General features: G+C 69.4%; 12 protein-coding genes. 4 read left to right on the top strand and 8 right to left on the bottom strand.

Annotated elements, in window-relative coordinates:
- Window positions 1-2: 2 nt before the first annotated feature.
- The 4 genes from K883_RS21220 to K883_RS21205 all read right to left on the bottom strand — a co-directional run bounded on the left by K883_RS21220 (window position 3) and on the right by K883_RS21205 (window position 4,435).
- The gene (locus K883_RS21220) at window positions 3-1,439 is read right to left on the bottom strand and encodes a GuaB1 family IMP dehydrogenase-related protein (protein WP_008256949.1); all 1,437 of its coding nucleotides are present in this window, start codon (window positions 1,437-1,439) and stop codon (window positions 3-5) included.
- A gap of 40 nt (window positions 1,440-1,479) precedes the next feature.
- Window positions 1,480-2,949, bottom strand: a complete 1,470-nt coding sequence (gene gndA / locus K883_RS21215; RefSeq protein ID WP_036455778.1) for an NADP-dependent phosphogluconate dehydrogenase — start codon at window positions 2,947-2,949, stop codon at window positions 1,480-1,482.
- Window positions 2,950-3,050: 101 nt separating this feature from the next.
- On the bottom strand, window positions 3,051-4,001 hold the full coding sequence (locus K883_RS21210; protein ID WP_008256947.1) for a M56 family metallopeptidase: 951 nt from the start codon (window positions 3,999-4,001) through the stop codon (window positions 3,051-3,053).
- A gap of 14 nt (window positions 4,002-4,015) precedes the next feature.
- A complete protein-coding gene (locus K883_RS21205) occupies window positions 4,016-4,435 on the bottom strand; it encodes a BlaI/MecI/CopY family transcriptional regulator (RefSeq protein ID WP_008256945.1) in 420 nt (139 codons plus the stop codon).
- Between the two features lie 337 nt (window positions 4,436-4,772).
- Here K883_RS21205 and K883_RS21200 point away from each other — a divergent pair, with 337 nt between their 5' ends.
- Complete coding sequence (locus tag K883_RS21200) at window positions 4,773-5,195, top strand: PaaI family thioesterase (RefSeq protein ID WP_008256940.1); 423 nt, start codon at window positions 4,773-4,775, stop codon at window positions 5,193-5,195.
- Window positions 5,196-5,244: 49 nt separating this feature from the next.
- Here the strand turns inward: K883_RS21200 and K883_RS21195 are convergent, their stop codons facing one another.
- The 3 genes from K883_RS21195 to K883_RS21185 all read right to left on the bottom strand — a co-directional run bounded on the left by K883_RS21195 (window position 5,245) and on the right by K883_RS21185 (window position 8,096).
- On the bottom strand, window positions 5,245-6,630 hold the full coding sequence (locus K883_RS21195) for an NAD(P)/FAD-dependent oxidoreductase (protein WP_008256938.1): 1,386 nt from the start codon (window positions 6,628-6,630) through the stop codon (window positions 5,245-5,247).
- 195 nt (window positions 6,631-6,825) lie between these two features.
- Window positions 6,826-7,206 (bottom strand): DUF4189 domain-containing protein, encoded by a 381-nt coding sequence (locus K883_RS21190; protein ID WP_008256936.1) that lies wholly within the window; start codon window positions 7,204-7,206, stop codon window positions 6,826-6,828.
- A gap of 212 nt (window positions 7,207-7,418) precedes the next feature.
- Window positions 7,419-8,096: an SDR family oxidoreductase gene (locus tag K883_RS21185; protein ID WP_008256934.1), complete on the bottom strand. Its 678-nt coding sequence runs from the start codon at window positions 8,094-8,096 to the stop codon at window positions 7,419-7,421.
- 187 nt (window positions 8,097-8,283) lie between these two features.
- Here K883_RS21185 and modA point away from each other — a divergent pair, with 187 nt between their 5' ends.
- The gene (modA, locus tag K883_RS21180; protein ID WP_008256932.1) at window positions 8,284-9,057 is read left to right on the top strand and encodes a molybdate ABC transporter substrate-binding protein; all 774 of its coding nucleotides are present in this window, start codon (window positions 8,284-8,286) and stop codon (window positions 9,055-9,057) included.
- 36 nt (window positions 9,058-9,093) lie between these two features.
- On the opposite strand, the gene K883_RS21175 is transcribed toward modA, so the two are convergent.
- The gene (locus tag K883_RS21175) at window positions 9,094-9,756 is read right to left on the bottom strand and encodes a DUF2510 domain-containing protein (protein ID WP_008256930.1); all 663 of its coding nucleotides are present in this window, start codon (window positions 9,754-9,756) and stop codon (window positions 9,094-9,096) included.
- Window positions 9,757-9,984: 228 nt separating this feature from the next.
- Here K883_RS21175 and K883_RS21170 point away from each other — a divergent pair, with 228 nt between their 5' ends.
- Both K883_RS21170 and K883_RS21165 read left to right on the top strand, forming a co-directional pair.
- Window positions 9,985-10,782, top strand: coding sequence for an ABC transporter permease (locus tag K883_RS21170; RefSeq protein ID WP_170320594.1), 798 nt, complete (start codon window positions 9,985-9,987; stop codon window positions 10,780-10,782).
- Window positions 10,783-10,791: 9 nt separating this feature from the next.
- On the top strand, window positions 10,792-11,895 hold the full coding sequence (locus tag K883_RS21165; protein WP_008256926.1) for a sulfate/molybdate ABC transporter ATP-binding protein: 1,104 nt from the start codon (window positions 10,792-10,794) through the stop codon (window positions 11,893-11,895).
- Window positions 11,896-12,007 lie beyond the last annotated feature (112 nt).

Raw genomic sequence — 12,007 nt, 5'->3', positions numbered from 1 at the left:
TGTCACCACCCCAGCGGGAGTGGATGCCCCTCGGCGAAGCCCGCGGTCGACTGCACCCCGACCACGACCCGCTCATACAGTTCCGCCAGGTTCGCGGCGCCGACATAGGTGCAGGTGCTGCGCACCCCGGAGGTGATGTGATCGAGCAGATCCTCGACACCGCCGCGGGCGGGGTCCAGGCCCATGCGCGACGTCGAAATGCCCTCCTCGAACAACGCTTTGCGGGCCCGGTCGAACGCGGTGTCGGCGCCGCTGCGGGCGACCACGGCCCGCTTGGACGCCATGCCGTAGCTCTCCTTGTACGGCTGGTCCTCGCGGTCGCGCATCAGGTCGCCGGGCGACTCGTAGGTGCCGGCGAACCATGACCCGATCATCACGTTGGACGCGCCCGCGGCCAGCGCCAGCGCCACGTCGCGGGGATGGCGGATGCCGCCGTCGGCCCACACGTGCCCGCCCAATTCCCTTGCCGCCGAAGCGCATTCGACGATGGCCGAGAATTGCGGGCGCCCGACCCCGGTCATCATCCGGGTGGTGCACATCGCGCCCGGACCGACGCCGACCTTGACGATGCTCGCCCCGGCGCCGAGCAGGTCGCGGGTGCCCTCGGCCGAGACCACGTTGCCCGCCGCCAGCGGCACGCCGAGGTCGAGCGACGCGACCGTGCGGATCGCCTCCAGCGTCTTGACCTGATGCCCGTGTGCGGTGTCGATGACCAACAGATCGATCCCCGCCTCGACCAGGGACCGCGCCTTGGCCCCGACGTCGCCGTTGATGCCGACGGCCGCGCCCACCCGCAGCCGGCCGCGCGCGTCGACCGCCGGCGCGTACAGGCCCGCGCGGATGGCGCCGGTGCGGGTCAGCACCCCGGCCAGCGTGCCGTCGGCGTTGGTGACGACCGCGACACCGATCGGGGACTGCTCGAGCAGGTCGAAGATCTTGCGCGGCTCGGTGCCCACCGGCGCGGTGACGAAGTCGGTCATCGCGACGTCGCGCACCCGGGTGAACCGATCGACACCCAGGTAGGACGATTCGCTCACCAACCCCAGCGGACGGCCCTCGAAAGCCACCACGGCGACCCCGTGCGCCCGCTTGTGGATCAGCGCCATCGCATCGGACACCGAGTCGTCGGGCTCGAGCACCACCGGGGTGTCGAGAACCAGGTCGCGGCCCTTGACGAACTCGACCGTCTGCTCGACCGCGGTGATCGGCAGGTCCTGCGGCAGGATCACCAGGCCGCCGCGGCGCGCCACCGTCTCGGCCATCCGCTTGCCGGCCACCGCCGTCATGTTGGCGACGACGACCGGAATCGTCGTGCCCGAGCCGTCCGCGGTGGACAGGTCGACGTCGAACCGCGACGCGACCTCCGAGCGGTTGGGCATGACGAAGACGTCGTTGTAGGTCAAGTCGTATCCGGGCCGGTGCCCGTCGAGGAACCTCATCGCAACTCCAACCCCCTTTACGCCCTCCAGTGTGGCCCAGCTAGGCGGGCACTTCGGTGCGATCGCCGCTCCACAGCGTGTGGAAGCGCTTGTCAGGGTCGTCATCGATGCGGCCGTAGGTGTGCGCGCCGAAGAAGTCCCGCAACCCCTGGGTCAGCGCGGCGGGCAGCCGCTCGGTGCGCAGCGCGTCGTAGTACGACAGCGCCGAGGAGAACCCGGGGATCGGGATGCCCAGCTGGGTGGCGGTCACCACGACACGGCGCCAGCCGTCGATGGCGGCCTCGATGGCGCTGCGGAAGTACGGCGCCACGATCAGCGTCGGCAGCTCGGGGTCCTCGTCGAAGGCGTCCTTGATCCGGTTGAGGAACTTCGCCCGGATGATGCAACCGCCGCGCCAGATGGTGGCCAGGTCGCCGGGCGTGATGCCCCAGTCGTATTCGGCGCTGCCGGCCTGAATCTGGTTGAAGCCCTGGGCGTAGGCGATGATCTTCGACGCGTACAGCGCCTGCCGGATGTCCTCGGTGAACTGCTTCGCATCGCCGGGCTTGGTGCCCAAGCCGCCCGATGCCAGCCCGGTGGTGGCCTTGCGCTGGGTCACCGACCCCGACAGCGCGCGCGCGAACACCGCCTCGGCGATGCCGGTGACCGGCACGCCGAGGTCCAGGGCCGACTTGACCGTCCAGCGGCCGGTGCCCTTCTGCTCGGCCTCGTCGAGGATCAGGTCGACGAGCGGCTTGCCGGTCTTGGCGTCGGTCTGGCGCAAGACCTGCGCCGTGATCTCGACGAGGAAGCTGTCCAGGTCGCCGGAGTTCCACTCGTCGAACACGTCGGCGATCTCGCCGGCGGTCTTGCCGAGGCCGTCGCGCAGGAGCTGGTAGGCCTCGCCGATCAGCTGCATGTCGGAGTATTCGATGCCGTTGTGCACCATCTTGACGAAGTGCCCGGCGCCGTCGGGACCGATGTGGGTGCAGCACGGCACCCCGTCGACATGCGCGGAGATCTCCTCGAGCAGCGGGCCCAGCGACTTGTACGACTCGGCCGGGCCGCCGGGCATGATCGACGGCCCGTTGAGCGCGCCCTCTTCTCCGCCGGAGATGCCCGCCCCGACGAAGTGCAGACCGCGCTCGCGCATCGCCTTCTCCCGACGGATGGTGTCGGTGTAGAGCGCGTTGCCGCCGTCAATGATGATGTCGCCTTTTTCCATGGCGTCGGCGAGTTCGTTGATGACGGCGTCGGTGGGATCACCGGCCTTGACCATGATCAGCACCCGTCGCGGCTTTTCCAGCGCGTCGAGGAACTCGGCGATGGTCTCCGACCGCACGAACTTGCCGTCGCCGCCGTGCTCCTTGAGCAGCGCGTCGGTTTTGGCGATCGACCGGTTGTGCAGCGCCACGGTGTAGCCGTGCCGGGCGAAATTGCGGGCGATGTTCGACCCCATCACGGCCAGGCCCGTGACGCCGATCTGCGCGGTGCCGGTCTTGGAACCCGCCTGGGTGTCCGACGAACTCATGTCTTCGCCTCTCAATCGGGAGAACGTTTCGGCAAAAGCTTTCGGTGACACTGTGGCACAGCGCAGGAATGCGCGCCCCGGGTGATCGGCCCTGCGCGGCGTCAGAGGTTGAACAGGCGTTCCAGCTCGGTGAGCCAGGGCACGGCCAGCGCGATGGTGGGCACCACGAACACCGCAGCCGCGGCGAGGTAGGCGGCCGCCGCCAGCGCGGCGCTGTTGCCGCGCCCGCCCAGCCGGCGCACGCGCAGCACCGTGCTGGGACCGCTCGCCGCCAGCGCGCCCGACGGCGCCCGTCCCGAGGCGCAGGCGACCAGCGCCCGGGCCAGGGGAGCGCGGCCGGCGGCACGCACCGCGGCGTCGTCGGCGAGCAACTCGACCAGCAGCTGGACGGCACCCAGCGCGTTGGCGCTGCGGACCAGCCGCGGGAAGGCCGCGTGCACCGCGGTGAACGCCTCCAGCACCAGGTCGTGCCGTGCCCGCAGGTGGGCGCGCTCGTGGGTGAGGATGGCCGCGACCTCGGCGTCGGCGAGCGTGCTCAGCGTGCCCTCGCTGACCACCACCCGGCTGCGCACGCCCGGCAGGCAGTAGGCGAGCGGTTGCGGGACATCCAGCACGCGCAGATCGCGGGTGCGGGTGCAGGACTGCGACAGCGCCGCGTCGTGGCCGACCCCGACCAGGTCGACGACCATCCGGTGGTGGGCCCGCCGCTTCCGATTGGCGATGGCCACCCGGGCGAGGGCGACCATCAATCGGGCGCCGACCAGCACGGTTAACGCGAAAACCCCGATGTATGCCGCCCACAGCGGCCACCCGAGACGGTCGGCGGCGCCGACGATGCTGGTCGTGGGTCGCCCGTCGGGACCGGGCATGAGCAGCCGGGTGGCGATCGCGATCCCGGCGCTGAACGCCGACAGGACCGCGGCCAGCGCGACGGCCTGCCACAACACCATGGCGGCTCTGGGGGCGCGCAGCGGCCACCGCGCGCGTGCCAACATGGCCGGCACGGGACCGGTCAGTAGCACCGCGAGAATGGTGAAAGCCAGCGCGGACACACTGTTAGTGTCTCTCAGCCCTCCGGGCCTGCGCCAGCAGATGGCGAGTTGTTGCGTTGATTGGCTTCCAGTTCGGCGAGAGCGCGCCGCAGCGCCTCGGCCTCGTCGGCGCCGACGCGCTCGACGAAGTGCACCAGCGCGGCCTGCCGGCCGCCGGAATCCTCGGCCTGGGCCAGCGCGTCCACCATGAGGCCGGCGACGAGTTCGTCGCGGCCGTGCACGGGGGCGTACCGGTGTGCCCGGTCGTCGCGGATCTGGGAGACCAGGTTCTTCTTGGCCAGCCGCTGCAGCACGGTCATGATCGTGGTGTAGGCGAGGTCGCGCTGCGCCGACAATGCCTCATGGACCTGGCGCACCGTCTGAGGCTCGGGCGCGGACCACAGATGGTCCATGACGGCCCGTTCCAGATCCCCCAGCCGTGTCAGTTTGGCCATAGTTCGTTCATCTCCTGAGCGTCGAAACCAGACTACTCCCGCTTACTACCGACCGTCGTACGGAAAGCTGACAAATCTCTGTGCCGGCCACCGCGCACGCCCCGTCGCGAACAAGTCGAACCATACCCCTTGCAAAGTTAGGGCAGCCTTGCCTATGCTAATCGAGTCGAGCGATAAACGGACCGCGTGAGAGTCCTGAGGGCTGCAGTGACCCCCGGTCTTACTCGATCGGCGAGCCCCGTGCCCTGTGCACGGGGCTCAGCCGTTTTCGGGGTGTGTCCCGCGAGTTGTGCTGCCGCCAAAGCCGTCCCGCACGCGATGGTGTAGACACAGGGACGTGCCAGAGCCGCAGGAAACGATCATCCCGCCGCATTTCTCCGCGCCGTTCGACCGCGAGATCGGCTTGCAGTTCACCGAACTCAGCCCCGACGGCGCCCGCGCCCAACTCGAGGTGACGCCCAAGCTGTTGCAGCCGATGGGGCTGGTGCACGGCGGCGTCTACTGCTCGATGATCGAAAGCATGGCCAGCGTGGCGGCCTATACCTGGCTGGCCACCCGCGGCGGCGGAAATGTCGTGGGAGTCAACAACAACACCGACTTCCTGCGCTCGATCGGCTCGGGCATGGTGTACGGCAGGGTCGAACCGATCCACCGGGGCCGGAGCCAGCAGTTGTGGTTGGTCACCATCACCGACGACGACGACCGCGTGGTCGCCCGGGGCCAGGTGCGCCTGCAGAATCTCGAGCTTCGCGAGGGCTGAGCAGAGGACGCCCGGTGCGTCGAATCCCGCTGCCGGGCAACGAGTTTCGCTAGCTCGCCCGCCTGGCGACGGGGCGCTTGGTCTCCGCCGCGAGCACCGCCAGCTGTTCGAGCCGGGTGCGGGCGAACGCCTGCTGCTCGGTGATGGTGAGCTGGCCCCGTCGCGTGCTCAGGAACGTCACCGTCCACGACAGCAGCGTGCTGATCTTGGTCTTGAACCCGACCAGGTAGACCAGGTGCAGCACCAGCCACGCGAACCAGGCGAACAGGCCGCTGAATTCGACCGGGCCGATCTTGGCCACCGCGGAAAACCGCGACACCGTGGCCATCGACCCCTTGTCGAAATACTGGAACGGTTCCCGCTCGGCCGGGTTGGCGCCGTCGAGCTCGGCCTTGATCGTGCTGGCCACGTACTTGGCGCCCTGGATGGCGCCCTGGGCGACTCCCGGCACGCCTTCGACCGCGGCCAGGTCGCCGATGACGAACACGTCGGGGTGGCCCGGCACGGACAGGTCGGGCAGCACCTTGACCCGACCGGCCCGGTCGAGTTCGACCGTCGACTGGTCGGCGAGGTCGCGGCCCAGCGGACTGGCCGAAACGCCGGCGGACCATACCTTGCAAGCGGATTCGATGCGCCGGACGGTGCCGTCGGAGTCCTTGACGGTGATGCCGTTGCGGTCGACGTCGGTGACCATGGCGCCCAGCTGAATCTCCACGCCCATCTTTTCCAGCCGGTCGGCGGCCCGCTGGCCCAGCTTGTCACCGAAGGGCGGCAGCACCGCCGGGGCGGCGTCGAGCAGGATCACGCGCGCCTTGGTGGAGTCGATGTGGCGGAACGAGCCTTTGAGCGTGTAGGTCGCCAATTCCGCGATCTGCCCGGCCATTTCGACGCCGGTGGGTCCGGCCCCGATCACGGTGAAGGTCAACAGCTTGGCACGTCGCTCCGGATCACGGGACCGTTCGGCCTGTTCGAAGGCGCTCAGGATCCGCCCGCGGACCTCGAGCGCGTCGTCGATCGACTTCATGCCCGGGGCGAACTCGGCGAAATGGTCGTTGCCGAAATACGACTGGCCCGCGCCCGCGGCGACAATCAAGCTGTCGTAAGGGGTTTCGTAGGTGTGGCCGAGCAGATCCGACACGACGAACTTGCCCGCCAGGTCGATGTGCGTGACGTCGCCGAGCAACACCTGGACGTTGCGCTGCCGGCGCAGCACGACCCGGGTGGGCGGGGCGATGTCGCCTTCGGACACGATGCCCGTCGCCACCTGGTACAGCAGCGGCTGGAAGAGGTGGTGCGTGGTGCGGGCGATCAGTTTGATGTCGACGTTGGCGTGCTTGAGTTTCTTGGCAGCGTTGAGCCCCCCGAAGCCCGACCCGATGATGACGACCTGGTGGCGACGCTTCGGTCCAGCTGCGTTACCTGGCTGGGGGCTCATGTTTCCGCTGCTCCTGACGAGGGCTTTTGGACGCGCGATTGCAACTAGCAACCACGCTAGTCAGGCGGATACCCCGCAACCTAACTCGCAACATGTGTGATCAACCACACCGTGCGCATCACGCCTGGTCGTCGACCGCACTGTGGTGAAGTTATCAATCCCGCAGAGACAGCAGCGCCGCGCATCGCGTGGCCGTCACTGAGGGGCGCCTTCTCCCGCGCAGTGGTCGTGGCCGGCCTGGACCATTCCCCCGGGTGCGCGCGCCAGCGCCGCCGCCTCGGCGTCCTCGCGGGTCGGACCCCAGCCCCCGAAATATCGGGATTTGGCGCCGTTCAAGGCGAGCGCCATGCAGCCGCCCTGGCCGCTGGCCAGCAGACGACAGTCGCTGATGCTCTTGCGGCACGTATCCATGGCCGCCTTTTCGGCTGCGCCCTGGCTGGCCGCGCCATCGGCGATGCTGATGTGCCCGGTGGAGTCCGATATCGCCATGGCGATCCAGTTGTCGTCAGCATGCGCGAGGGGGGCCGGCGCCAACGCCACGCCGACGGCAAGCGCGGCCCATGCTCGTTTCTTCATGGCCTCCCCGGCTTTTCTTCTGCGCTGCGCGACCGTGGCGCAGGTAAACGCTATTCGGGAAGTATTACCGCGCCACGACGAATCCGCGAGCCGCGTAGGGCCCACAGCCCGACGAGCGGGCGCACCGCCGCGCCGGCCGCCTCGACGACGCTGATCACCGTAGCGATCGGCCGGGCACGGAAGAAGGGTTTGCGACGGGCGCGGGTTACGCCTCAGGCGAACTGAGCCAGCGCGCCGTGGCTCACGTGCAACGTCTGACCGGTGATGTGGCGTGCCGCCGATGTGGTCAAGAACAGCGCCAGGCGGGCGACCTCGGCGGCCACCGGGGCGGGGGTGCGGGTGAGACCGTCGTAGCCCGCCTGGGCGCTGCGCCCACTGGCGACGGCGTTGACGGTGATTCCACGGGTGCCGAAGACGCTCGCCTGCCCGGCGGTCCAATTCGCCAGCGTCGCTTTGATTGCGGCGTCGGCGCTGCCCGCCGGCGGGTTCTCGGGTACCACGCTGATGATCGACCCGCCCGAGCGCAGATGATCGCCCACGGTCTGCAGCGTCAGCACCGCCGAAAGCACCGTCGCGTCAAGCGCTTTGCGCCACGCGTTGGCGGTGTCGGCGATCGAGTAGGTGCGCGGGTCGCCGGCCTCCCAGGTGGGCGCCGGCACGTTGACGATGGTGTCCAGGTGGTGGGGGAACAGCGGGCGAGCCTCTTCGAGGCTGGCCGGGTCGGTGGTGTCGCAGACGATCGCCTCCACCTCGAGCTCCTTGGCGGCGATCTCCAGATCGCTCTTGCGCGCGCCCACGAGGGTCACTTTGTGGCCGTCGTCGCGGAAGCCCTCGGCCACCGCGCGTCCCAGCTCCGTGTCTCCGCCGGTAACCAGTACCTCCACTGCCATGACCTCCTCTGCCTGGGACCTCAGCGCGTTATGGCGTCAATCCCCGTATATGTTACTGGACAGTAGCTAGCTGGCGAAATTTTTGCCGCCGCGACGCGCGGATCATTTGGGTAACTATTTGTGCGTCACTTTTTGCGGCGATTCGGCCGCCAGGGGGTCCGCATCGTCGGCGGGCTAGGGTGCATCCATGTGTCGGATCGGGTTCCTGACCGGGTTGTTTTCGGCGGTGTTGCTGGCGGTGGTCGGGTGTGGGTCCACGCGGCCGCCGGCGCAGTCGCCGCAGGCGTCCGGGAAAGTGATGGTGTTCGCCGCCGCGTCGCTCAAGCCGGTGTTCACCCGGCTGGGCCAGCAGTTCACGGCCGAAAACCCGGGCAGCGGCGTCGAATTCGAGTTCGCCGGCTCCTCCGAGCTGGCCACCCAGTTGACGCAGGGCGCGACCGCCGACGTCTTCGCGTCGGCCGACACCGCGCAGATGGACACGGTCAACAAGGCGGGCCTGCTCAGCGGCGCCCCGCGGACCTTCGCGTCGAACACACTGGTCATCGTCACCGCGCCGGGCAACCCGAAGCAGATCGGATCCTTCGCCGATCTGGCCAAGCCCGGGCTGAACGTGGTGACCTGCCAGCGGCCGGTGCCGTGCGGGTCGGCCACCCATCGCGTCGAAGACAGCACCGGGGTGCGCCTCAACCCGGTCAGCGAGGAACTCAGCGTGACGGACGCCCTCAACAAGGTCACCAGCGGCCAGGCCGACGCCGCGCTGGTCTACGTCACCGACGCCAAGACGGCCGGGAGCAGGGTCGCGACCGTGACCTTCCCCGAGGCCGCCGGCGCGGTGAACGTCTATCCCATCGCGGTGCTGAACAAGGCCGCCCATCCCACCCAGGCGCGGAAGTTCGTCGACCTGGTGACCTCCGCGGCCGGCCAGCAGATCCTGGCCCAGGCCGGCTTCGCCAAGCCCTGACCTTCGTCCTCACCGCAACGCGGCGAACGCCCTCGGCTAGGGCTGGAAGGCCGGAAGAATCGAGCCGGAATCGCGGATCTCCCAGATGCTGTTCTTGGTCACGCCGTCGAAGTTGATCTTGTTCAACGTCGCCCGCGAGTAGGTGAGGTCGATGGCGACCTGGGTCGAGGTGTTGCCGTACGGGTCGGTCATCGGGAACGTGCCCTGAACGTTCACCGCGGAAGCATCGGGGTAGGTCGCTCGGGCGTACCTGAGAATGTCGATGGTGTCCAGCCGCGCACCGTCTTTGATCAGCAGCTCGGTGTAGTTGTCCCGAATGGCGAATCGAGCGTCGACGATTTCGCCGTCCGGGCCTTGAGTGGTCGTGAAGGTGACGCCGTCGGGCTTCTTGGGACCGGCCGGCGTCGACGGCGCCGCCTCGGTCGGTGTCGACGGTGCGGACGAGGGCAGTTGGCTGTCGTTTCGTTCGAATCCCCAGCTTTTGCCGACGATCACGAGGAGAACCAGCACGGTGAGTACAGACAGCGCCAGGGCCACCTTCCCGGAAAGGCCCTTCTTGGGCGGTTCCGTGGCGAAGGCCCATTCGCTGGTCCAATTGGTCCCGTCGAAATACCGTTGCAGCCCATGGCCTACCCCGGCGGGATCGGGGTACCAGCCCGGCGCCGATTTGGGCGGGGGCGGCGCCTGTTCAGATGGCATCCAAGCACCTTCGTCCTGACGGTGACCTTCCGGCTACCCGCGGCGATGGCCGCGCAAAACCATTCTCGCGCACCGGGTGACCACCAGTCACCGGGCCACCACTTACCGCCGGCGTCGGCGGGTCCCGCCCCACTGCGGCGCGCCGCGCACGCCGTTCCGGTGTAATGCGAGGAGCGGGTGAGCGGGTTCCGCGGACTTGTCAAGGTGGCCGTCGGCAGGAGGCTAGGTATTAGCGCGCACAGCACGGATCTGCCCCGCTGGGTGTACCTGCCCGCGGCCGTCGGGACCGTCTTCGTGGGGCTGCCATTGCTGGCCGTCGCGGTGAAGGTCGACTGGCCGCATTTCTGGTCGCTGATCACGAGCCCCTCGTCGCGCACCGCGCTGGCGCTCAGCCTTCGGACCGCGACCGCCAGCACGGTGTTGTGCGTGGCGCTGGGCGTGCCGATGGCGCTGGTGCTGGCGCGCAGCACGGCGCGACTGGTGCGGTTGCTGCGGCCGTTGATCCTGCTGCCGCTGGTGCTGCCCCCCGTCGTCGGGGGCATCGCCTTGCTCTATGCGTTCGGGCGGCTCGGACTGCTCGGCCAGTACCTGCAGGCCGCGGGCATCAGCATCGCGTTCAGCACGACCGCCGTGGTGCTGGCGCAGACGTTCGTCTCGCTGCCGTTCCTGGTGATTTCCCTCGAGGGCGCGGCGCGTACCGCGGGGGCCGACTTGGAGGTGGTGGCCGCGACGCTCGGGGCGCGGCCCAGCGCGGTCTGGTGGCGCGTCACCTTGCCGCTGTTGGCGCCGGGCGTCGCTTCGGGCGCGGTGCTGGCGTTCGCCCGCTCGCTGGGGGAGTTCGGCGCCACCCTGACCTTCGCCGGCTCGCGGCAGGGGGTGACCCGCACGCTGCCGCTGGAGATCTATTTGCAGCGGGTGACTGACGCCGACGCGGCCGTGGCGTTGTCGCTCCTGCTGGTCGTGGTGGCGGCCCTGGTGGTGGTGGGGCTGGGCACACGCCGGCTGACCGGGGCGGACGCGAGGTAGGGCCGGGCCATGAGCGAATTGCAGCTGCGCGCGGTCGTCGCCGACCGCCAGGTGGATGTGGAGTTCTCGGTGTCCGCGGGGGAGGTGCTTGCGGTGCTCGGGCCCAACGGCGCGGGCAAATCGACTGTCCTGCATGTCATCGCGGGCCTCCTTCGACCCGACCACGGGACGGTGCGGCTGGGCGATCGGGTCTTGACCGACACCGCGGCCGGGATCGACGTCCCGACGCACGACCGCCGAGTGGGGCTGCTGCTGCAAGACGCATTGCTGTTCCCCCACATGACGGTTGCCGCCAACGTCGCGTTCGGACCGCACAATCGTCGCGCGAGCCTGCGTCCGGGCCGCGCGACGCAGAAAGCGACGGCGGCCCGCTGGCTGCGCGAGGTGGACGCCGAGCGGCTCGCCGACCGCAAACCGCGACAGCTCTCCGGCGGGCAGGCTCAGCGGGTCGCCATTGCTAGGGCGCTGGCGGCCGAACCCGACGTGTTGCTGCTCGATGAGCCCCTGGCCGGGCTCGACGTCGCCGCGGCCGCGGCGATCCGGGCGGTGCTGCGCGCGGTCGTCACCCGCAGCGGCTGCGCCGCGATCCTGGTCACCCACGACCTGCTCGACGTGTTCACGTTGGCCGATCGGGTGCTGGTGCTCGAATCCGGCAAGGTCGCCGAAATCGGGCCGGTGCCCGACGTGCTCACCGCGCCGCGCAGCCATTTCGCGGCCCGCATCGCCGGTGTCAACCTGGTCAATGGGACGGTCGACCGCGACGGCTCGCTGGTCGCGCACGGCGGCGACCGCTGGTACGCCGCCGCACCCGAGCGGGGCGAACTGGTCTCACCGGAGCAGCATGCGATCGCGGTGTTCCCGCCCACGGTGGTCGCCGTCTATCGCGACCGGCCGCACGGCAGCCCCCGCAACGCCGTGGAAGTCACCGTGGCCGAGATGGATGTCCGCGGGTCGGCGGTGCTGGTGCGCGGCGCCCAGCAACCCGATGGCGCCCCCGGCCTGGCCGCCGAGATCACCGCGGACGCCGGCGCGGAGTTGCGGCTGGCACCGGGGGACCGGGTGTGGTTCTCCGTGAAAGCCCATGAGGTGACGCTGTATCCGGCCGCGCACTGAGCCCACCGGCGGAGTGCCCGGCGGCGTCCGCCGTCCGCGGGGCAGTCGGCAGGTTGCACATTGGCAACATCGACACAACTGCGCTGCGATAGTCCGCAAAGCTCCTTGCGTC

The organism is Mycobacterium sp. TKK-01-0059 (genome assembly GCF_000709305.1).
GTDB lineage: Bacteria > Actinomycetota > Actinomycetes > Mycobacteriales > Mycobacteriaceae > Mycobacterium > Mycobacterium intracellulare.
The sequence above is the reverse complement of the archived record's forward strand: the minus strand, read 5'-3'. Positions and strand labels throughout refer to the sequence as shown.